Source organism: Burkholderia seminalis DSM 23518, assembly GCF_902832885.1.
Taxonomy (GTDB): domain Bacteria; phylum Pseudomonadota; class Gammaproteobacteria; order Burkholderiales; family Burkholderiaceae; genus Burkholderia; species Burkholderia seminalis.
Window position 1 is genome coordinate 125079 of record NZ_CADFDK010000009.1, and the last position, 21197, is coordinate 146275.

At 67.9% G+C, this 21197-nt stretch carries 16 protein-coding genes; 7 read left to right on the forward strand and 9 right to left on the reverse strand.

What is annotated here, in order from left to right; genetic code table 11:
- Window positions 1-34: 34 nt before the first annotated feature.
- Together HWX00_RS25120 and HWX00_RS25125 are read right to left on the reverse strand one after the other, a co-directional pair.
- Window positions 35-1597 carry a mannose-1-phosphate guanylyltransferase/mannose-6-phosphate isomerase gene (locus tag HWX00_RS25120; RefSeq protein WP_175029060.1) on the reverse strand — a complete coding sequence of 521 codons (1563 nt, stop codon included), beginning with the start codon at window positions 1595-1597 and terminating at the stop codon, window positions 35-37.
- Window positions 1594-2256, reverse strand: a complete 663-nt coding sequence (locus tag HWX00_RS25125) for a GNAT family N-acetyltransferase (protein ID WP_080288009.1) — start codon at window positions 2254-2256, stop codon at window positions 1594-1596. The genes HWX00_RS25120 and HWX00_RS25125 overlap by 4 nt, the downstream gene beginning before the upstream one ends.
- A gap of 239 nt (window positions 2257-2495) precedes the next feature.
- Between HWX00_RS25125 and HWX00_RS25130 the strand changes: the two genes are divergently transcribed.
- Together HWX00_RS25130 and HWX00_RS25135 are read left to right on the forward strand one after the other, a co-directional pair.
- Window positions 2496-3713, forward strand: coding sequence for a glycosyltransferase family 4 protein (locus HWX00_RS25130; protein WP_244131191.1), 1218 nt, complete (start codon window positions 2496-2498; stop codon window positions 3711-3713).
- 699 nt (window positions 3714-4412) lie between these two features.
- On the forward strand, window positions 4413-5804 hold the full coding sequence (locus HWX00_RS25135; protein ID WP_034191559.1) for a sigma-54 dependent transcriptional regulator: 1392 nt from the start codon (window positions 4413-4415) through the stop codon (window positions 5802-5804).
- Between the two features lie 60 nt (window positions 5805-5864).
- On the opposite strand, the gene HWX00_RS25140 is transcribed toward HWX00_RS25135, so the two are convergent.
- The 6 genes from HWX00_RS25140 to HWX00_RS25165 all read right to left on the reverse strand — a co-directional run bounded on the left by HWX00_RS25140 (window position 5865) and on the right by HWX00_RS25165 (window position 12762).
- A complete protein-coding gene (locus HWX00_RS25140; RefSeq protein ID WP_226193904.1) occupies window positions 5865-8315 on the reverse strand; it encodes a glycoside hydrolase family 2 protein in 2451 nt (816 codons plus the stop codon).
- Between the two features lie 29 nt (window positions 8316-8344).
- The gene (locus HWX00_RS25145; RefSeq protein ID WP_034191689.1) at window positions 8345-9400 is read right to left on the reverse strand and encodes a DUF1839 family protein; all 1056 of its coding nucleotides are present in this window, start codon (window positions 9398-9400) and stop codon (window positions 8345-8347) included.
- Window positions 9397-10371, reverse strand: a complete 975-nt coding sequence (locus tag HWX00_RS25150; RefSeq protein ID WP_034191557.1) for an amino acid--[acyl-carrier-protein] ligase — start codon at window positions 10369-10371, stop codon at window positions 9397-9399. The genes HWX00_RS25145 and HWX00_RS25150 overlap by 4 nt, the downstream gene beginning before the upstream one ends.
- Window positions 10368-11564 (reverse strand): acyl-CoA dehydrogenase family protein, encoded by a 1197-nt coding sequence (locus HWX00_RS25155; RefSeq protein ID WP_034191556.1) that lies wholly within the window; start codon window positions 11562-11564, stop codon window positions 10368-10370. Before HWX00_RS25155 ends, HWX00_RS25150 begins: the two co-directional genes overlap by 4 nt.
- Window positions 11561-11812: an acyl carrier protein gene (locus tag HWX00_RS25160; protein WP_006490451.1), complete on the reverse strand. Its 252-nt coding sequence runs from the start codon at window positions 11810-11812 to the stop codon at window positions 11561-11563. The genes HWX00_RS25155 and HWX00_RS25160 overlap by 4 nt, the downstream gene beginning before the upstream one ends.
- A 167-nt stretch (window positions 11813-11979) precedes the next feature.
- Complete coding sequence (locus HWX00_RS25165; RefSeq protein WP_034191555.1) at window positions 11980-12762, reverse strand: Crp/Fnr family transcriptional regulator; 783 nt, start codon at window positions 12760-12762, stop codon at window positions 11980-11982.
- Window positions 12763-13681: 919 nt separating this feature from the next.
- On the opposite strand from HWX00_RS25165, the gene HWX00_RS25170 reads away from it, so the two are divergent.
- The 5 genes from HWX00_RS25170 (at window position 13682) to polX (ending at window position 19820) form a co-directional block, all read left to right on the forward strand.
- Entirely contained in the window at window positions 13682-14464 is a 783-nt protein-coding gene (locus tag HWX00_RS25170) for a Crp/Fnr family transcriptional regulator (protein WP_034191554.1), read from the forward strand.
- Between the two features lie 2 nt (window positions 14465-14466).
- Window positions 14467-15882: an undecaprenyl-phosphate glucose phosphotransferase gene (locus HWX00_RS25175; protein ID WP_244131192.1), complete on the forward strand. Its 1416-nt coding sequence runs from the start codon at window positions 14467-14469 to the stop codon at window positions 15880-15882.
- Between the two features lie 153 nt (window positions 15883-16035).
- Window positions 16036-17208: a glycosyltransferase family 4 protein gene (locus tag HWX00_RS25180; RefSeq protein WP_034191553.1), complete on the forward strand. Its 1173-nt coding sequence runs from the start codon at window positions 16036-16038 to the stop codon at window positions 17206-17208.
- A 301-nt stretch (window positions 17209-17509) separates the two neighbouring features.
- Window positions 17510-17902 carry a TraR/DksA family transcriptional regulator gene (locus HWX00_RS25185; protein WP_034191552.1) on the forward strand — a complete coding sequence of 131 codons (393 nt, stop codon included), beginning with the start codon at window positions 17510-17512 and terminating at the stop codon, window positions 17900-17902.
- Between the two features lie 151 nt (window positions 17903-18053).
- Entirely contained in the window at window positions 18054-19820 is a 1767-nt protein-coding gene (gene polX / locus HWX00_RS25190) for a DNA polymerase/3'-5' exonuclease PolX (RefSeq protein WP_059556702.1), read from the forward strand.
- Between the two features lie 53 nt (window positions 19821-19873).
- On the opposite strand, the gene ald is transcribed toward polX, so the two are convergent.
- Window positions 19874-20989 carry an alanine dehydrogenase gene (ald, locus tag HWX00_RS25195; protein ID WP_175028647.1) on the reverse strand — a complete coding sequence of 372 codons (1116 nt, stop codon included), beginning with the start codon at window positions 20987-20989 and terminating at the stop codon, window positions 19874-19876.
- Window positions 20990-21197 lie beyond the last annotated feature (208 nt).

Here is a 21197-nt window from a genome sequence, read left to right on the forward strand (position 1 = left end):
ACTCGATGCACGCGCCGGCAGGCGCGGCCTGCGATTAGCGGACGACGTCTCCCTCCACCACTTGCACGTTCGACACCGCGTGCCGTTCCGGCAGCGTGTCGACGACGGGGCGCCCGTACTGGTCGTCGAAGCGCACGATGTCGTCCTCGCCGAGATAGTTGCCCGACTGCACCTCGATGATTTCCAGCGGAATCCGGCCGGGATTCTCGAGACGATGGACTTCGCCGACGGCGATGTACGTCGACTCGTTCTCGCTGAGCAGAAAGGTCTCGTTGCCGCGCGTCACCTTCGCGGTGCCGCGCACGACGATCCAGTGCTCGGCGCGGTGATAGTGCATCTGCAACGACAGCCGCTTGCCCGGTTCGACGACGATCCGCTTCACCTGGAACCGCTCGCCGAGATCGATCGAATCGTAGTGCCCCCACGGACGCTGCACCTTGCGGTGCTCGCTCGCCTGCGGGCGCCGGTCGCTCTTCAGGCGCGCGACGATGTTCTTCACGCGCTGCACGTCGTGCTTGTTCGCGACGAGCACCGCGTCGGGCGTTTCGATCACGACGACATCCTTCATCCCGACGCACGCGACGAGACGACCCTCGGAGCGCACGAGGCTGTCCTGCGTGTCCTCGAACACGATCGGGCCGCGGGCGACGTTGCCGTGATCGTCCTTCGGCATGATTTCCCAGATCGCATCCCACGTGCCGACGTCCGACCAGCCGGCCGAAAGCGGCACCACGATGCCCTCGATGCCGAGTTCGCTGTGGTCGGCGAGACGCTCCATGACCGCGTAGTCGATCGAGTCGGACGGGCAGGCGTCGAAGGCCGCCGCGTCGATCCGGAAGAACGGATCCTCGGCGACGCCCGCTCGCCATGCCGACTCGCAGGCCGTGTGGATCTCGGGCGCCAGCGCGCGAATCGCGTTGAGCCAGACCGAGGCGCGCGTGACGAAAATCCCGCTGTTCCACCAGTAGTCGCCCGATTGCAGGTAGCGCTCGGCGAGCACCGCGTCGGGTTTCTCGACGAAGCGTCCGATCGAATAGCCGCCTTGACCGCCATGGCGGCTCGTCCGCGGCTCGCCCACCCGGATATAGCCGTAGCCCGTTTCCGCGCGGCGCGGCAGCACGCCGAGCGTGACGATCGCGCCTTCCTGCGCGTAACGCGCCGCGCGTGCGATCGAGTCCTGGAACGCGCCGACATCGGCGATCACGTGATCGGCCGGCATCACGGCGAGCACGGGATCGTCCGCGAGCGCGCTGGCGTCGAGCGCGGCGAGCGTCAGCGCCGGTGCCGTATTGCGCGCGGCCGGTTCGAGCAGGATGCGCGCGGGCGCCGCACGGTCGACCACTTGAGCGGCGCTCATGATGCGATGCTGTTCGCCGCATACCAGCAACAGCGTGTCGCCCAGCGCCGCGTTCGCGATGCCGTTCAGGCGGCGTGCGGTCGCCGACAGCGGCGATTCGTTCGACGTCAGTTCGATCAGCTGCTTCGGATACTGTTCGCGCGACAGCGGCCAAAGGCGCGTGCCGGAACCGCCGGCGAGGATGACCGGCAGGATGCGTGGCAGGTCAGGCTCAGGAACCGGGCGTAGGGTGCGGGTCATCGGTTGGCTCCGGTATCGGCGGGCAGCCGGTTGTGTACGCGGCCGTCGGCGCGCGCGTCTTCGGTTCGGGGCCGGGCGGTCGAGACGGCCCGGGACAGCAGCTGGCGCAACGCGCCGGCGGCGCGGTCGGCCGGCCGGATCATGCCGACGAACGGCGCGCCCTGTTCGAGATACGGTCCGTATGCCTTGCGGAATCCGAAACGTTTGTAGAACGCCTGGCGCGGCTCGGGGACGTGCATGCGCAGCGCGGCGTCCGGCCACGCGGCCAGCGCGGCGGTCAGGGCACGTTCGAGCAGATGCTCGAGCGTATCGCCGTCGCGGCACGCTTCGCTCGTCAGTACCTTGTCGATCACGACGTCCGGATCGATGTCGTCTCCGGGCAGGATCCGTGCGTAGGCCGCGACTTCCGCCGTGTCGCCGTTGCACACGGTCGCATAGACGTGCAATGCGCCCGCGTCCTTGCCGTCGATGTCGAGATGGGTATGCGCATCCTCGACGACCAGCACGGCGTTGCGTGCGCGCAGGATTGCATAGAGATCGACGGCGCTCAGATGTTCGAATTCACAACAATGCCATTCCATGATGCGGTCCTCGTGTGAAACCTTCAGCACGCCGTGCCGCACGGACGCGTTCGTTCCGTGCGGTGTGGCGATGACCATGATGCGGATGGCGTGCGCGCCGGTCTGTTCGAAAGCGCACTCACGGTCCGGTTTGTCGTCCCGCTCGCAGTCCGGCAAACCGGACCGTGAACGGCACGACGGTTCCGGCGCGCCGACAGCAGCGCAATGTGCGATAGCACACATCGGTCGTGGCGGGGCTTTCCGATAATTGGCACGACATGGGGCCGTGTTGCGCGGCTGACCCATATCGAACGTCAATGAAGAATCGGGAGCGGTACTTGAAGATTGCGATCGTTCATGACTGGCTGGTCGTGCCTGGCGGCGCCGAACGCGTGCTGGCGCACATGATCGACTGCTTTCCGCAGGCCGACGTCTACAGCCTCGTCGATTTCCTCGAGGATCGTGACTGCCTGCGCGGCCGCGCGGTGCGCACGTCCTTCATCCAGAAGCTGCCGTTCGCGCGCACGCGCTACCGCAGCTACCTGCCGTTGTTTCCGCTGGCGATCGAGCAGTTCGACCTGTCGGCCTACGACGTCGTGCTGTCGAGCTCGTATGCGGTCGCGAAGGGCGTGCTGACCGGCCCGGACCAGTTTCACGCCAGCTACGTGCATTCGCCCGTGCGCTACGCATGGGACCTGCAGCACCAGTACCTGAACGAGGCCGGGCTCGCGCGCGGGCCGAAATCGGCGATCGCGCGGGCCCTCCTGCATTACATCCGCAACTGGGATGCGCGCTCGGCGAACGGCGTCGATCGCGTGGCCGCGAATTCGCACTTCATCGCACGCCGCATTCGCAAGACCTACCGGCGCGACGCGACGGTGATCTATCCGCCGGTCGACGTCGACCACCTGTCGCTGCGCCCGGACAAGGACGCGTTCTACCTGACCGCGTCGCGGCTCGTGCCGTACAAGCGGATCGACCTGATCGTCGAGGCGTTCTCGCGTACGCCCGAACGCCGCCTGGTCGTGATCGGCGACGGGCCGGAGATGGCGAAAATCCGCGCGCTGGCCGGGCCGAACGTCACGCTGCTCGGCTACCAGCCGTTCGACGTGCTGCACGACCACCTGCAGCGCGCGCGCGCATTCGTGTTCGCGGCGGAAGAGGATTTCGGCATTTCGCCGGTCGAGGCACAGGCCTGCGGCACGCCGGTGATCGCGTACGGGAAGGGCGGCGTGCGCGAATCGGTGCGTGCATGGCCGGGCACCGGTGCAACGGGGCTGTTCTACCGCGCACAGACGGTCGACGCGCTGCTCGACGCACTGGCCCGTTTCGAAGCGCTGCCGCGCGGGTCGATCGATCCGCATGCATGTCGCGCGAATGCCGAATTCTTCGGCTCGGCGCGCTTTCGGGGCGAGTTTACGCGCTTCGTGATGGACGGCTATGCTGCGTTACAGGAGGAAATGGCCGGCCCCGCCGGTTTCACGCCGGGCGACGACGCATCGGCCGTGGACGGCATGCGCGACCGGCCGGTCCGGCAGGGCGAGACGGCACTGTGAGCCCGGGCGGCGATCGTGCCGGTTGATTACGGTATGTAACGGTCGGGCGACCCGCGCGCGGCGCCGAGACGGCCCGGCCGGCCGGCGGCACGCACGATTATGCGGTACATGGAATGCGGTGCCGGTTTTTTTCTCGGATTTCGATGAAAATCACATCCAATCGACGGCGCCAATCTCGCGGAAAAGTAGTATTTGGCACTGATTGACGGGAATGCTCGTAGATAATCAAATCTCAGTGGCCAAAGGGGTGTCGCGCGGGGCGACCCGGCTGCGTAACCGCCTGATTCAGGATTATCTTTTGGTAACAAGACCATCGCGAAACGGGGTGTAAATTCACGAACGGATCACATGCGGCGGTCATTCCGCAAGCGGGTTGGCCGCCGTCCGGTTCAGCATCGGGCGCGACTGTCGTGTACGACGCGACGCACATGCGGACGGATGTTCCGTTTGCCGACGTGTCCCGCCTGACGGCGGGTCGCTTCAAAGCCGGAATGTCGCGGCTCCCGCAGCCGCGCGTTCCGTTCGAGTTCGATGACAACGAGGCCGGGTGACACATCCGGCTCGACCTCCGGGGGTTCTCGCCGTGTGCAGATTCGATCTTCGCCAAGACTGCGGCAACGCAGCGCGAAAAGGCGGCCATGCGCCGCCGGCCGCGGCGCACACGAACGGGTCACGGAGTGAAGAAAGTGATGGGTCGTTATGAATATGCCAATAACGCGCGATAAGAGCGCCGGCGCGGGGAGCGGTAACGGGCAGCGTCCGCTGATCTACTGGACGCAGTCGCCTTCCGTGATGCTGCGAAAGGAATTGTCGCGCCGCGACTGGAAAGTGTCGGTCGTCGCGCATGCGAACGAGTTGCGCGACACGTCCGGCGAAATCACCTGCGGCATCCTCGATCTCAGCGGCGGCCATGCCGATGCGATCGGCAGCATCGCGTCGACCTGCGCGTCGATGCGCGACGTCGTGTGGGTCGCGCTCGTCGACGTCGGCCAGACCGCGTCGCCGAACGTGCGCGCGCTGTTGCGCGACTATTGCTTCGACTACGTCACGTTGCCCGCGTCGCATCAGCGGATCGCCGATACGGTCGGCCATGCGTACGGCATGGAGTGCCTGTTTGCCCGCGACCGCGAACAGCTCGAATCGGAGGAGAAGGGCATCGTCGGCACCTGCAGCGCGATGCTGCGGCTGTTCGATACGGTGCGGCGTTTCGCGCGCACCGACGCACCGGTATTCGTGTTCGGCGAAACGGGCACCGGCAAGGAACTGACGGCCGTCGCGATCCATCGCCATTCGGAACGGCGCAACGGCCCGTTCGTCGCGGTCAACTGCGGCGCGATTCCGCCGCATCTGCTGCAGTCCGAGTTGTTCGGCTACGAGCGCGGCGCGTTTACCGGCGCGAACGCGCGCAAGATCGGTTATGTCGAAGCCGCGAACGGCGGCACGCTGCTGCTCGACGAAATCGGCGACCTGCCGCACGAGAGCCAGGCGAGCCTGCTGCGGTTTTTGCAGGAGCGTTCGATTCACCGGCTCGGCGGCAGCGATCCGGTGCCGGTCGACGTCCGGATCGTGTCGGCCACGCACGTCGACCTGCGCGATGCGATGGAGGAGGGCCGTTTTCGTGCCGACCTGTTCCACCGTCTGTGCGTGATGCGTATCGACCAGCCGCCGCTGCGCGCGCGCGGCAAGGACATCGAACTGCTCGCGCATCACATGCTCGAACGTTTCCGCGGCGACGCGCGCCATCGCGTGCGCGGTTTCTCGACCGATGCGATCACCGCGCTGTACAAGCACGACTGGCCGGGTAATGTCCGCGAATTGATCAACCGCGTGCGCCGTGCGGTCGTGATGACGGAAGGGCGGCTGATCACCGCGCGGGATCTCGAGCTCGAATACTGTCTCGATGCGGCGTCGCCGTCGGTGGCCGACATCCGCAAGTCGATCGAGCGCGAGGCGATCGAAACGGCGCTGCTGCGCACGCGCGGCCGCGTCGCGGCTTCCGCGCGCGAACTCGGCGTGTCGCGCGCGACGCTGTATCGCTGGATGGAGGCGTACGGCATCGAGCGGCCGCGCGGGACGGGCTCGTCCGACTGAGCGGTTCGATCGGGCGGGGATGGAACACGCTCGCGGCACACGGCGGCCGCGAGCGCCGCATCAACCGGCGTGCGTCGCGCGCACCGCGCGCGCGGCATTCACTGCACGGATGTCCACCGCAGGCGGCACGTCGTCGCTCGCCGGGTTGTGCCCGGCCGATTGCAGCGGAACGAGCGCGACGCGCGCCGGCGTGCCCGGCGCGAGGTGGAACCAGTCGTCGCGCGGCATGAAGCCCGGTGCGTCGATCTGCACGTGGCGCGCGACGTGCCGCGTGTCGATGTCGACATGCCACGTGCCACCGGTGCGCGATACGCACGCCTCGATTCCGAGTTCGCGGCGCGCCAGTACGGCCGGATGGGTGCGGGACGGGAAATGGAACGCCTGCGACAGCAGGGTGCCGTCGTCGGTGCGCAGCGTCGCGACAACGGTGTCGTGTTCGCAGGGCCCGAAACGGTATGCATAGGTCCAGTCGAAGAAACGGCCGAGCAGGTCGGCCGAGCCGATCCGCATCGCGTCGTGCGCGGCGATCCGCACCGGGCAGCCGGCCCGCGCGACCGGCGTGCGGCCGTCGCGCAGCGCGACCAGCTCGATCGCCGCCGACAGCGGCGCCGGGTGCTCGTTGACCACGTGCACGTCGAGCCCGTTCAAGCCTTCGTCGACGAGCAGCACCTGGACTGGCTGAAGCACCTGCCGCAGCGCATACCACGCCGATTTCGGCCGGTGCGCGGCGTCGATCACCCCCCATCCTGCTCCGGGCATCACGTCCTGGAACTGCCACACGAGCGCGCCGGCGCAGCGCGAGCCGGTGCGCCGCCACTCCGAGAACGTTTCGCGCATCAGGTCGGCGATCACCGCGCGCGACAGCTCGAAGTAGCGGGCCGGATCCTCGCGCCGCAGCCGGTCGGGCGCGACGTCGTACAGCGTCCGCAGATAGTGGTCGCGGACATCCTCGAAATCCCACGACGTGCCGGGGTCGCGCGGCACGGCCGTCTTCCAGCGCGGCTCGTGCACGCCGGGCCAGCCGAGCACCGCGAGCGTCGCATCGCACGGCACGTTCGCGAACGCGAGGCATTCGCTCGCGAAGCGCACGTCGGCGCGGCGCGCGTCGTCGAGCGGGCGCAGGTACGCGCCGACGCCGTAGTAGTGCGACACGCGTTCGCGCGGCGTGAACGGCAGCACGCCGCCGTCGGGCGAATCGGGCACGTACGGGACGTCGGGACGGCGTGCGGCCGCATGGCCGGCCAGCCGCTCGGCCGTCAGCTCGAGGAAGCGCTGCTTCGGCGCGAGTCCCGACATCGCGGCCTGTTGTGCGATCTCGCTGCCGCCGCACAGCACCGCCAGCGACGGCGAAGCGCCGCGGCGCGCGAGAAACTGATCCGCCTCGCGATCGACGTTGTCCGCGAACGCGGGATCGTCGAGCGCGTAGTCGAAGTTCGCGAACATGAAGTCCTGCCAGACCAGCAGCCCGAGCCGGTCGCACCATGCGTGGAACGCGTCGGCCTCATAGGTCATCGTGCCGCCGACGCGGATCATGTTGAAGCCGGCGTCGCGTGCGAGCCCGAGCAGGCGGCCGTAGGCCGCGTCGTCCGCGTGCAGCGCGAGCGGGGCGGCGCTGCTCCAGCACGCGCCGCGCGCGAACACCGGTACGCCGTTGATGCGCAACCCGAAGCCCTTGCCGTCGGCGCCGCCGTCGACCTCGATCGTGCGGAAGCCGGTCGAGCCGAGCGGCCGCCGTTCGTCGCCGATATGCAGCGTGATCTCGTAGAGTGCCGGTTCGCCGTGCGTATGCGGCCACCAGCGGCGCACGCTGGGCACGGCGACGCTGGCGCGCAGGCGGTCGGTGCCGGTGCGTTCCAGCGTCGCATGATGCTCGCCGCACGACAGCCGCGCGGCGATGCTGTCGGGCAGCGGCGCGGCGAACGCCAGTTCCGCGTCGAGCCAGCCCGTGTCGCCTTCGATGCGCGCCTGCAGGCGCGCATCGACCAGGACGGGGCCGTTGGCCGGATCGAGCACCTCGACGGGCCGCCACGGGCCGGCCGGTACCGCTGGCGGAAACCAGCCCGGCATGTGCCCGAACAACGATGCGCGGACCGTGCGCAACGCGGCCGGCTCGGCGAGCCGCGTGCGCCAGCGCGCCCGGCGCGGCGCGCGCGCGTCGCGCAGCCGCGGCGCGAGCGCGCGAAAGCAGAGCGTCAGCCGGTGCGTGCCGTCGAGCGACACGGGTACGTCGTGCGTGACGAACATGCTGTCGGAGCGGAGGATCGGCGTGTCGTCGAGCCAGGCCTGCGCGAGCGTCGCGAGGCCGTGGAAGCGCAGCACGCGCGGCCCGTGCCCGCGCAGCTCGATCCGGTACCAGTGGTCGCGCTCGTCGAGCGAGCGCGCATCGTCGACCCGGCCGGCCAGCGTGAGCGCCTGCGCGACCGTGCCGGGCACGGGCGCCGCGATCCAGCCGGCGTCATCCGCCGGAAGGTCGCACGGTTCCCGCACGGCGCCCGCGGCCGTCGCGAGCATCGACCACGCGGGCAGGGCTCGCGCGCGCGTCACCGCATGACCGGCACGGGCGCCGCGTCGCTGCGCACGGGCGCGACATGTCGCAGCGGCGCGCCGATCTGCCGCGCGCAGGCGACGAGGTCGGCATACGCGGCCTCGATCGCCTCGAGCGTCGAGTCGCCGCGTTCTTCCTTGCCGCGCGCGCAGGCGCGCGCAAGCCGGAATTCCAGCACCATCGCTTCCGACGCGATGCGATCGCACGCGGCGCGGATCTCGGCGAACGGCCCGACGCAGCCGCTGGCCTGCAGCCAGCGTGCGTAGTGGCCGAACAGTTCGAAGTTTGCGCCGAGCTGCCGCACCGAATTGAACGAGTATGCGTGGAAGTGCTCGAGCGGTGCATCGGCGAGGGTCCGTGCGTCGGTCTGCAACTGCCGCCGGAAGGCGGCGATCGGATTGACGACCGGCAGGCGCCGCAGGTGACGCTGCAGCGCGGCGAGCGATGCGTCGCAGAGCGCGCGCTCGTCGAGCGGCGTAAACCGCCGTTTCGCGCATTCGACGTACGGCGGCAGCGTCATCGGCGAACTGCCGCCGACGAGCCCGTTGTAGTCGAAATCCTCGGCCACGTAGTAACCGCTATTGTGGAAATAGCCGATCTGGTGCTTCACGCGGTCGATGGCGTCGATGCCGATCGTCGTCTTCGTGTGTTGTGTGCGATAGCTGCTGCCGCGCGTGTCGGGCAGGAACCACGCGTCGACCTCGACGATCATCAGGTGGCCGCGCGCGACCTGGGTCTCGATGTGCTGGTCGAGCGGTTCGTAGATCGAATGTTCCTGCACGACGATCCCGTAGAGCCGCTCCAGTTCGTCGTGCGGAAACTTGAAGAACGTGAACTGGTCGCCCTCGAAATCGAGCGCGATCGTAAACGGCAGCGCCGCGTACGGATTCAGGCCCCACCACCGGAGCACCTCGAGCCACATGTCGACGTAGCAGTTGGTCTGCTTCCAGACCATCTCCTGACTGTGCAGCGGGTGCGGCCGGTAGTGGCGTGCGCGGTGGCGCACGTCCTCGAACGACGCGTCTTCGCCGTCGCGGGAGACGAACCTCATCGCGCGCCCCACAGTACGTCGCGCACCTCGACCGGCCATGCGTCGATGTCGAAGCCGTGGTGGCGGAACAGCGCGAGCGTGAGCCGTTCGAGGCCGAAGCCGACGCAGCCCGTGTGCGCGACGTCGTCCGTTGCGGTGCGGATGTTCCACAGCAGGCCGAAATGGTCCATGTGGTAGTTGAAGCTCAGGCACGCGGTCTGACGGTCGTCGTGCTCGATCGGGATCAGCAGCTCGAACTTCAGGTTCTGCTCGCGCTGGCTGTTCGCGACGATCTTGCCGCCCCGGCCGAAGAACGGATCGTTGGCGAGATCGATCGCATTCGGCAGGCGCAGCGCCTCGATCATCCGCGTGCCGCGCTCGATCCATGTTTCGCGGAACGCGACGATCTGTTCGGGCGTGCCGATGCGCACGTACTCGCGCATCCGGAACAGCTGCATGCGGGTCGGGTCGAGCGACGGCTCGTGCCGGAAGCAGTACGAGAACACGTCGACGATCCGGCCGTCGGCGGGCAGCGCCCCCGCGCGCGCGACGACCGGATAGACCGGGTAGCACGCGGCCGGCGTCATCACGACGTAGGTCGGCTTCTGGCTTTCGGTCCAGTCGTCGCCGCGATCGAGGCACTGCAGCACGCGCTGGTGCTGGTGTTCGTCGCCGCAGAACGCGTGCACGCTGCCAGCCAGCTGCGGGAAGCTCTTCATGTATTCGCTGCGCTCGAACTCGATGCGGCTCATCGCCGGCGGGAAGCGCAGCACTTCGGCTTGCTGGTCGGCGCCGACGCGCGTGACGAATGCGTCGAGCGCTTCGACGACGCGCTCGAATCGTTCGCTGCGGCCGAACAGGCCCTGGATGCCGGTCGAGACCAGCAGGCCCGCGTCGATCAGTTCGTCGCGCAGCGGGTTGACGCCCGCGCGGTCGAGCGGCGCGTCGGCGGGAGTGGAGGCGGCGGAGGGCACGGCGAGGCGATCGTTCACGTATGTTTCTCCAGCGTCGCAGGACGCAGCGCGAGCAGCAGGCTCGCAGTGTTGGCGGCAATGCGGTCGTTGCTGATCATCAGCGGCGCCGCGAGCAGGTCGCGAATGTGACGGCCGATGCTGAACGGCGTGCCTTGCTTGTAGCCGGCCATCCCGCAGATCATCATCGCCTGGTGCGCGACTTCGAGCGCGGTCGTCGACACGTAGGTCTTCAGCGTGTTGATCTCGGCGGCCCGGGCCATGCTGGCCGACCACGAGCTGGTCGACGCGTTCGCGTGGAGGCGCAGCACGGCGTCGACACGGGCCTGCATCGCCTGCATCAGCGCGAGCGATTCGGCGATGCGCCGCGCCGCGGGCGACGGCGCGCCGTCGGTCTGGCGCGCCTGTGCGCGGAAGAACTGGTGCGCGCGATGGAACGCGTCGCCGGCCACGCCGATCCAGACGGCGGCCCACAGGATGTGCGACACCGGCACCATCGTTTCTTCGGCGATCTTCGCGAACGGGACCGGCAGGCACTGGACGGCGGCGCCTTGCGCATCGAGCACGAAGCCGTTGCTGCAGGTGCCGCGCATCCCGAGCGTGTCCCATTCGCCGCGGCGCGTGAGCGTATAGCCGTCGCGCAGCAGCGTGACGAGCACCTGCTCGGAGGCCGGGGCGTCGGCGTCGCGGCGTGCGGTCGCGAGGATGCCGTCCGCATAGTCGCCGTACGAGATCGTCGGCGCGGATTTGCGCAGCCGGAACCCGCCGCCGTCGGTTTCGAGCGCGCACTGGCTTGCGCGCAGGTTGCCGCCGACGCCGTCTTCCGACGTCGCCGACGCGAGCAGCCACTGGTGGCGCACGAGCTGTTGCAGGAACAGCTTGTGCCAGCCCTGGTCGGCAGCATGGTCGACGATGCAGGCGACCTGGATCTGGTGCATCGCGAACACCATCGCCGACGACGCGCAGGCCTGGCCGAGGATCGAGCAGGCCGACGCGATATCTTCCAGCGACGCGCCCGCACCGCCGAGATGGGTCGGCACCATCGCGCCGAGCAGCCGGCGCGCGCGCATTGCCTCGATCGCCTCGACGGGGCAGCGCGCGTCGCGATCGACCGCATCCGCGTGCTGCGCGGCGATCTGTGCGACGGCGTGCGCGGCCTCGTCGAGCCGATGCGATTCGCTGTCGGCCGCGAGTTCGGGAAGCGGCGCGCTCATGCGGAATGCTCGGTGCGTTGCAGGGTGGCGATCGTGTCCGCGAGTGCGTCGATGCTGCGGAACAGGTTGCGGTTCAGCATCTCGTCGGGAATCTCGATGTTGAACTGCTTCTCGATCGCGAGCATCAGCTGGATCGTGTCGAGCGAGGAGAGGCCCGCTTCGTAGAGGTCGTCCCCGTCGCCGATCGAATCGATCGCGGCTTCGAGGTGGGCGACGTGCTTGAGGATGGTTCTGATTTCGTTTTTCACGTGCTGCTCCGGCGTGCGTGGTGTCGTCCGCTCGGGCAGACGCGCGATGTGCGCTGACGTCCCCCCGGCAGTCCGGCATCAGTAGACCATTGGCAGGCACGGCGTTCTGTTCGCCACCCTACAATCGGCTGACCCGGCGTGCTCGCGGTGCCGGGCCGGTCCGTCGATCACGCGCGCGATGCGGCCGGCACGCCCGAGTCGGCCGACAGAATGCGCTTCATTTCGTCGCGCACGATCGCGCGGCAGCCACACGACATCCTTTCGAGGCCGTCGAGGTCGGCAAGCTCGATCGAGCTGCGGTATTGCCGGATCAGGCCGAGCTTCTGGATTTCGCCGGCGGCATCCGTGACCGTTTCGCGCCGCACGCCGAGCATCTGCGCGAGCATGCTGTGCGTCACCTGGATCTCGATGCTGCGCGTGCGGTCGTACGCGAGCAGGAACCATCTGCATAGCTGATGTTTCAGCACGTGATGCCGGCTGCAGAACGTGATCTGCGACACCTGCGCCATCAGCAGACGCACGCAGACGAACACGAGATGGCGGATCACCGGCGATGCGTCGAACGCGGCGGCGAATACGCGCCGGTCGAGCCGGTAGACGAAGCCGTCGCGGCAGGCCACCGCACGGCAGGGCATCCGGCCGCTGCCGCCGATCACGTCGTCGCAGACCACGCTCTCGCTGCCGATCTCCGCCACCTCCAGCGTCATGCCGCCGGACGACACGTACTGCAGCGAGATCGCCGTCGTGACCGGCAGGTACACCGCGGTGAGCATTTCACCGGGTTCGCACAGCACTTGCCCCGATTTCAGGTGAACGAGCTGCAGGTGGGGTGCCAGCGTGGCGAGTTCGTCGCGGTCGATGGCCGCGAGAAACCGGTTGGCATCGAAGCTGTGGGAAAGCTCGATCATGCCGTTCGCGTAGGCGACGGCGTCGTTGGCCTGGAGAGTCACGGCACATCCTCGTAGGGTGGCGATCTCGCGTCGTCGTGGCGGTCCCGTGAAAACGGGATTCAGCACGATCGTGCGAATTTGTGTTCATCGAAAATCGAATGACGATGCTGCGAAAAGGCTAGCACGCGATTGAAATCGATCAATTGCACATTACGTCATCTTGCAAAGTTTGACGATTTTGGTCGAGTGCAAACGTCATGCGGATTTAATGGTTCATTTCCGTCGAATTAATCATCCGGAAATGGAATGCCGAGCGGGTCCGTCATTCAATCTTGTTCGGGAATCAATCGGATGACGGTGTGCATCGTACGTGAAAATCATCGGGCGCACGTTGAACATTATTTGACAAATAAACGGGGTCTGCCTGAATGTCCATCAGGATCAATGGCTTGCGTGCGATGTGTGCGACAGGTTACAGAACGGGGAATGCGTACGCCGATTCAAATTTGAGACAGTTTCAAACGAACGTGTGAAGCACGGCGACACCGGGAAGCGTGGTCCTGAACATCACGGAAACAATTGAAAATAGGCTGTAAGTGTTTGAACGACAAGCTTCGCGGCCCCGATCCGTTTGCCCCGGCTCGATGCAGAAGAATTGTTCAGTCAAATCAATTGCGGTGTCCGTCGCCGGAAGAGTGTCCGGAAATGAGACGCTTTTTATGGTGCGAGGCCGAATATTCGGGCGATCCAAATCGAGTGTGATTCATATATTAAGGATGGGCGGCTATTGGCACGTAAATCGCTTATTCGAATTCGCGTGTCGAAACGGGGCGGCCGACTCAATTCGGCGGTAACAAGTCGATGGTCGGTCGGAATCAGGGTTGTGGGCCGCAACCGTTGTCAACGTCCGGACGCGCATTGCGATAACGAGTTCCGTGCACGCGGCTGCAGGCGGTGCGGACAATAAAGGGATACAGACATGCTTCATCTTCACTCGAGCTACACGGCGAACGCCATCCTCGATGCACTCCCGGAGGACAGCATCCGCACTATCGCACCGCATCTCGAACTGGTCCGGATCAAGGCCGGCATGCTCGACCGGGTCGGCGAGCCGATGCGCCATCTGTATTTTCCGACGACGGCGATGATGTCGGTGCAGCACCTGATGGAGGACGGCGCGATGGTCGAGGTGGCGGTGGTCGGCCGTGAAGGCGTGGTCGGCCTCGGGACGCTGGTGGGCGGCATCGCGGCGTCGAACCGGGTCGAGGTGCGCATCGGCGGGATGGCGTATCGCGTGCCGAGTTGCGTGATGCGTGCCGAATTCGAGCGATCGCCGCAGACGTACCGGCTGCTGCTCAACTACTGCCAGGCGACGATGGCGCAGATCTCGCGCAGCGCGCTGTGCAACCGTCATCACTCGGTCAGCGAGCAGTTGAGCCGCTGGCTGCTGCTCGCGCACGACCGCATCGACGGCGACGAGCTGGCCGTCACGCAGCAGACGATCGCGAACATGCTCGGCGTGCGGCGCGAAGGCGTGACGGAGGCCGCCGGCAACCTGCAGGAAGCCGGATTGATCCGGCAGCGCCGCGGCCGCATCACGGTGCTCGACCGCGACGGGCTCGAACACCACGCGTGCGAATGCTACGACCTGATTCGCGCCGACTATCGCCGGTTGCTCGGGGCGCGCGGGAATGCGAGGCCGGCGCCGGTTCGTCCGCGCCTGCCGGAGGTGCATCGCGGATTCCCGGCACATGGTGCATGACGATGCAGTCGACGTCCGGTGGAACGAATGCGATGCGGCGTGCCGCGATCGCGGCGCTCGATGTCGTGCTCGTGCTGGCGGGGGCGCTTGCGGCGCAGGCCGCGTCCGGCCTCGCATGGCGTGAGTTGTCCGATGCGCAGCGCGGTGCGATCGCGCTGCTGTGCGTGCTGACGGTGGCGCTGCTGCCGCGCTACCTGCGCGCCGTGCGTGGCGGCGTGGCGGTGCGGGGCGGCGCGCACGTGCTGACGCAGACGATGGTGGCGGTCGTCTGCGCGAGCGTGCTGACGGTGGCCGCCGCGATGTGGATCATGAATCGAGGCGGCACCGTCACGACACGCTGGCTCGTGCACACGGTGCTGGCCGGCGACGCGGCGTTGCTGCTCGGCCGCGCCGCGCTGCTGGCCGTCGTGCTGACACGCAACGACCCGCGTGCGCGGCAACGCCGTGTCGCCGTGGTCGGCGCAACGGCATACGGGCGCGTGGCGGTCGAGCGGATGCAGCTCGCGCCGAACGGCCCGTTCGTGGCGGCATGCGTCTTCGATGACGACGCACCGGCCGCCGCGAACGGCATCGGCGGCGTGCCGGTGATCGACGACTGGGCCACGCTGCGCGACATGATCCGCAACGGCGAGATCGACGAAGTGTGGCTCACGCTGCCGATGTCGCACGAATGGCGGATCCAGCGCATCGTGCGCGAGTTGCGCGACGAGTTCGTCGAGCTGCGGCTGCTGCCCGATGTGCGGCAGATGGCGGTCGTCGATCGCTCCGCGACCGACGTGCTCGGCATGCCGGCGATCAATCTCGCGACCACGCCGAGCTCGGCGCCGGAGCTGTGGGCGAAGTTCGTGTTCGACCGGCTGTTCGCGTTCGGCGTGCTGATTCCGTTGCTGCCGCTGCTGTCGATCCTGGCGATCGCGGTCAAGCTGTCGTCACCGGGGCCCGTGCTGTTCAGGCAGCGCCGCAAGGGCGTGGACGGCCGCGAGTTCGACATCCTGAAGTTCCGGACGATGCGTGTGCATCGCGCGCAGCCGGGCGTCTTGCGGCAGGCCTCGCGCAACGACGCGCGCATCACGCGCGTCGGCGCATTCCTGCGGCGCACGTCGCTCGACGAGCTGCCGCAGTTCTTCAACGTGCTGTTCGGGCAGATGTCGGTCGTCGGGCCGCGCCCGCACGCGATCGAACACGACGACCTCTATCGGCAACTGATCGACTGCTACATGTACCGCTATCGCGTGCGTCCGGGCATCACCGGATGGGCGCAGGTGAACGGCTATCGCGGCGAGACGCGCAAGGTCGAGGCGATGGCGGCGCGCGTGAAATTCGATCTTTTCTACATGCAGAACTGGAGCTTCTGGTTCGACATGAAGATCATCCTGTTGACGGTCGTGCGCGGCTTCATCGGCCGCAACGCTTTCTGAGGATGGCGAATCGTCCGGAAAGCCGGGCGTTGTGCGGTCGAACGTACCGACCGGATCGGCGGCGGCGGACACACTGACGGCACAGCAGCATTCCGCTCAGCGGGGTGTCCGGCGGCGCCTCATCGTGCCGCAGCCATCGGAACAGTCACGATCATGTCAACGTCGATTCGGGAGCGCAGCGCACCGGTACTGCAGGAAGCGCGCGCGGAACGGGGCGTCGGCGCCGCCGCGCAAACCGCGCGGTTGCGGCGCCTCGCAATCAACGGAAAATTCACGGCGCAGCGCATGACCGGCGTTCAGCGCGTGGCCTACGAACTGACGGCCGAACTCGCGCGCCTCGCGAATGCCGGTGACGAACCGTCGCTCGTCGTGCCGGTCGATCACGATCCGGCGGCCATGCCGGCCGGCGCACGACCGCAGACCGTCGGGCGCCGGCACGGCGCGCTGTGGGAGCAATGGACGCTGCCGCGCACGACGCGCGGCCGAACCCTGTTGAGCCTGTGCAACATCGGCCCGCTGGTGAAGCGCGATCAGCTGCTGATGATTCACGATGCGGCGGTCTTCGATCTGCCGGCCGGTTATTCGCTCGCATTCCGTCTGTGGTACCGCTTCGCGTTCTCGATCCTGAAGCGGCGCGCGCGTCATATCGTGACGGTGTCGCATTTTTCGCGGGCACGGCTGGCCGCCCGGCTCGGGGTACCGCCGGCGCGCCTGTCCGTCGTACCGGGCGCGGTCGATCACATCGACCGGATCGACGCCGATCCCGGCGTGCTGTCGCGCCTGAATCTCGAGACGGACGGCTATGTGCTGTTCGTCGGGTCGCTCGCGCCGGGCAAGAATCTCGTGCGCGCACTGGCCGCGATCGCGTTGATGCGGGCGTCGCACCCGACGTTGCGCTTCGTGATCGCGGGCGGCGCCAATGCGAAGATATTCGGGGTACGGGAGGCAGGCCTGCGCGAGGACGATCCCTATGTCACGTGGGCCGGTTACGTGACCGATGGCGAACTGAAAGCGCTGTACGAGCACGCCGGATGCTTCGTTTTCCCATCGTTGTACGAAGGATTTGGCTTGCCGCCGCTCGAGGCGATGCGGTGCGGTTGCCCCGTCATCGTGTCGCACGAGGGCTCGCTGCCGGAAGTCTGCGGCGGCGCTGCGCTGTTCTGCGATGCCTATTCGCCGCCGGACATCGCCGCCGCAATCGCTCGCGTGATGGACGATCCCGAACTGCGGGCGCGGCTGCGCACGACGGGCCGCGAGCATGCGCGGCGGTACAGCTGGCAGCGCTCGGCGCGCGCGTTGCTCGATATCGTCCGCGCCGATACCTGACGGGCGGTGACGCGGTCCGACGCAACGGCTGGGTCGATCCCGGCGGCGTCTGCGTCGGACGAATCCGGCGAGGCCGCGTTTCACATCCGTCCCCGATTTTCGGGCGTGCGGACGGCCTGCTGATTCCGGTCAACACACGCGTGTTCAATGGGTTTATCCTGCGTCGAATGCGTCTGGCGCTTCGTGCTGCCGGGCGCGTATCCGGACGCGCGGCGACGGCGGTCACGCAGTTTCGCCGCGCACCGGAGCGACACCGCGCGCCGTACGCTTTCGCGCGGAACCCGGAACAGGAGAGACGGCCATGGCGCTCGACCCACAACAACGGCAGACGCTGAAACAGCGGCTGAACGAGAGCGAGCAGGCGCTGCGTGCGGAGATCCGCGCGAGCGAGGACCAGCGCGCGTCGGAATCCTACGCGGACCTTGCCGGCGCGGCGCCGGACGAGGGCGACGAGGCGAACGCGGACCTGTTCGTCGACGTCGATCACGCATTGATCGGCATGAGGCTGACCGAACTGCGCGCGATCGGCCGCGCCCTGCAGCGGATGCGCGACGGCAGCTACGGCGAATGCATCGATTGCGACGGCGCGGTGGGCTACGAGCGGCTGCTGGCGCGCCCGGCCGCCGAGCGCTGCACGCATTGCCAGTCGATCTACGAGCGGCACTACGCGACGACCCCGCGCGCTTCCCTCTGACGTCGCGGCCGCAACGGCGCTGCACGCGATGCGCAGCGGGCGTACGATGAAGGACGGGCGCCGGTGGCGTCGACCTGCGATGCCGACGGGCGGGCAGGCGCCGTGGCGCCAGTACGCGGCGCCATCCACGTGGAAGGGAGCCACGCCGATCATGCCGATCCACAATGCCGAGTGCGCGGCCGTATTCGCCGAGATCGCCGACATGCTCGAGATCCAGGGCGCCAATCCGTTTCGCGTGCGGGCCTACCGCAACGCCGCACGGACGATTGCCGACTACGGTCGCGATATTCCGACGATGATCGCGAACGGCGACGATCTCGGCAAGATTCCGTCGATCGGTCCGGATCTTGCGTCGAAGCTGCGCGAGATCGCCGCGACCGGCACCTGCGAGCTGCAGCAAACGCTGCGCCATGCGTTGCCGGGTGCGATCGTCGAGTTGCTCGACGTGCCGGGGCTGGGCGCGAAACGCGTGAAGGCGCTGCATGATGCGCTGCACGTCGATTCGCTCGAACAGTTGCGTGCCGAAGCGAAAAACGGTCACGTGCGCGAGCTGCCGGGCTTCGGCGCGAAAACCGAAGCCCATCTGCTCGAAGCGATCGACGATCGCCTGCAGCGCGAGCCGCAACGCTTCCTGCTGCCCGACGCCGCGCGGTCGCTGATGCCGTTGCTCGACCGCCTGCGCGCGGTCGCGGGCGTCGGCAAGGCCGTGCCGGCCGGCAGTTTTCGTCGTCGCCGCGAAACCGTCGGCGATCTCGACATCCTCGTCACCGCACGCGACCCGGCCGCCGTCGCCGATGCGTTCGTCGGCCATGGCGACGTGGCGCGTGTGCTCGCGCACGGCAAGACGAAGTCGAGCGTCGTACTCGCCAACGGTTTGCAGGTCGACCTGCGCGTGGTCGATGCCGATGCGTTCGGCGCGGCGCTCGTCTACTTCACCGGATCGAAGGCGCACAATATTGCGCTGCGCAGGATCGCGCAGGCCGGCGGGCTGAAGATCAACGAATACGGCGTGTTTCGCGGCGACGAGCGGATTGCCGGCGACACGGAGGCCTCGGTCTATGCCGCCATCGGGTTGCACGAGGTGCCGCCCGAGCTGCGCGAGGATCGCGGCGAGATCGATGCGTCGCGCGCCGGCACGCTGCCGGCCCTGGTCGAACGCAGGCATCTCCACGGCGACCTGCATGCGCATACCGACGCGTCGGGCGGCCGCGACGGCCTGCGCGCGATGGCCGACGCGGCCCGTGCGCGCGGGCTCGCTTATCTGGCGATCACCGATCGTGCACCGCCTGCCGACGGCGGCCGCCACGACTTCGAGTGGCTTGCGCGACAGCTGGACGAGATCGATCGCATCAATGCGTCGTTCGACGATTTCGTGCTGCTCAGGGGCGTGGAGGCCGGTATTCGCGAGGACGGCAGCCTCGATGTGCCCGACGCGATGCTCGGCCGGCTCGATCTCGTGGTCGGAGCCGTCCGCGATCACTTCGACTTGCCGCGCCAGGCACAGACCGATCGCCTGCTGCGCGCGATGGACCACCCGCATTTCACGATTCTCGCGCACCCGACCGGCCGCATGCTCGGCGAACGCGAGGCAGTCGAACTCGACGTGCCGCGCGTGATTGCCCAGGCCGCGGCGCGCGGCTGCTTCGTCGAACTCGATGCACAGCCGCGGCGGCTCGATTTGCCCGACATCTGGTGCCGCGAGGCCGCGCGGGCCGGCGTGCGGGTCGCGATCGGTTCCGATGCGTACGGCACGGACGAATTCGACAATCTCGCGTACGGCATCGATCAGGCGCGGCGCGGCTGGCTCACGCGGCGGGATGTGCTGAACACGTGCACGCTCGCGCAACTGCGGCCGCTGCTGGCACGGACGATGGGCGAGGGCGGCGGGACGAAGCGGAGCCGGTCGAAGGGGGGATGAACGCGGGCGGCAACGCATGCTGCCCGCCGTGCGTTCATGTCATTCCGGCACGGTCACGCGAGCATGCCGGTCGCCGGCACATAGGGCAGGCCGAGCGCCAGCGCGACCGCTTCGTACGTGATGTGCCCGTCGCAGACGTTCAGGCCCGCGCGCAGATGCGGATCGTCGGTCATCGCCTGCTTCCAGCCCTTGTCGGCGAGCGCGAGCGCATGCCCGAGCGTCGCGTTGTTCAGCGCGAAGGTCGACGTGCGCGCGACCGCGCCGGGCATGTTCGCGACGCAGTAGTGCACGACGCCGTCGACGACGAAGGTCGGGTCGGCATGCGTCGTCGCATGCGAGGTCTCGAAGCAGCCGCCCTGGTCGATCGCGACGTCGACGACGACGGCACCCTTGCGCATCGTCGCGATCATGTCGCGCGTGACGAGGCGCGGCGCCGATGCGCCCGGCACGAGCACCGCACCGATCACGACGTCGGCGTCGCGCACGGCTGCGTCGACCGTATGCGCATTCGAGCAGACGGTCGAAATCCGGTTGGCGAACACGAGGTCGAGCTGGCGCAACCGGTTGACGTTGTTGTCGAGCACGGTGACGCGTGCGCCGAGGCCGACCGCCATCTGCAGCGCGCCGGTGCCCACGACACCCGCGCCGAGCACGACGACGTGCGCGGCCGGCACGCCGGGCACGCCGGCCATCAGCAGGCCGCGGCCGCCGCGCGGGCTTTCGAGGTGGGTTGCCGCGACCTGGATCGACATGCGTCCGGCCACCTCGCTCATCGGCGCGAGCAGCGGCAGGCCGCCGCCGGGGCCCGTCACGGTTTCGTACGCGACGCAGACCGCGCCGGATTTCACGAGCGCGGCCGCCTGGTCGGGATCGGGCGCGAGATGCAGGTACGCGTAGAGGATCTGGCCGCGTCGCAGCATCGCGCATTCGGCCGGCTGCGGCTCCTTGACCTTGATGATCATGTCGGCGCACGCGAAGACTTCGTCGGCGCCGTCGCAGAGCGATGCGCCGGCGGCGGTGTAGTCGTCGTCGAGCAGGCCGATCGCGGTGCCCGCGCCGCGCTGCACGAGCACGCGATGGCCGTGCCGCGTGAGTTCGTGCGCGCCGGCCGGCGTGAGGCCGACGCGATATTCGTGGTTCTTGATCTCCTTCGGCACACCGATCAGCATGAGTCGCCTCCATGGCCTTCGTTATCGTTGTCGTGCGGTCGGTACGATGCTGCGGCGTGCCGACCGCGGTACTGGAATAACAGGGTAGTAGCGCGCGAAGGGAAGTCAAGCGGCCGGCCCGGGCGACCGGCACGCGCACTGCATCGCACCACGTGCTGCCACGGGTTGCGACCGCAGGTCGCAATGCACGCGTTGCCGGGTTTCGGTA

Excerpts from the sequence above, each read along its gene's own strand:
- HWX00_RS25125 (WP_080288009.1), bottom strand. The coding sequence starts at position 2,256 with ATGGTCATCGCCACACCGCACGGAACGAACGCGTCCGTGCGGCACGGC.
- HWX00_RS25145 (WP_034191689.1), bottom strand. The coding sequence starts at position 9,400 with ATGAGGTTCGTCTCCCGCGACGGCGAAGACGCGTCGTTCGAGGACGTG.
- HWX00_RS25175 (WP_244131192.1), top strand. The coding sequence starts at position 14,467 with ATGCAGTCGACGTCCGGTGGAACGAATGCGATGCGGCGTGCCGCGATC.
- HWX00_RS25180 (WP_034191553.1), top strand. The coding sequence starts at position 16,036 with ATGTCAACGTCGATTCGGGAGCGCAGCGCACCGGTACTGCAGGAAGCG.
- HWX00_RS25135 (WP_034191559.1), top strand. The coding sequence starts at position 4,413 with ATGAATATGCCAATAACGCGCGATAAGAGCGCCGGCGCGGGGAGCGGT.
- HWX00_RS25170 (WP_034191554.1), top strand. The coding sequence starts at position 13,682 with ATGCTTCATCTTCACTCGAGCTACACGGCGAACGCCATCCTCGATGCA.
- ald (WP_175028647.1), bottom strand. The coding sequence starts at position 20,989 with ATGCTGATCGGTGTGCCGAAGGAGATCAAGAACCACGAATATCGCGTC.
- HWX00_RS25120 (WP_175029060.1), bottom strand. The coding sequence starts at position 1,597 with ATGACCCGCACCCTACGCCCGGTTCCTGAGCCTGACCTGCCACGCATC.
- HWX00_RS25185 (WP_034191552.1), top strand. The coding sequence starts at position 17,510 with ATGGCGCTCGACCCACAACAACGGCAGACGCTGAAACAGCGGCTGAAC.
- HWX00_RS25140 (WP_226193904.1), bottom strand. The coding sequence starts at position 8,315 with ATGCTCGCGACGGCCGCGGGCGCCGTGCGGGAACCGTGCGACCTTCCG.
- polX (WP_059556702.1), top strand. The coding sequence starts at position 18,054 with ATGCCGATCCACAATGCCGAGTGCGCGGCCGTATTCGCCGAGATCGCC.
- HWX00_RS25155 (WP_034191556.1), bottom strand. The coding sequence starts at position 11,564 with ATGAGCGCGCCGCTTCCCGAACTCGCGGCCGACAGCGAATCGCATCGG.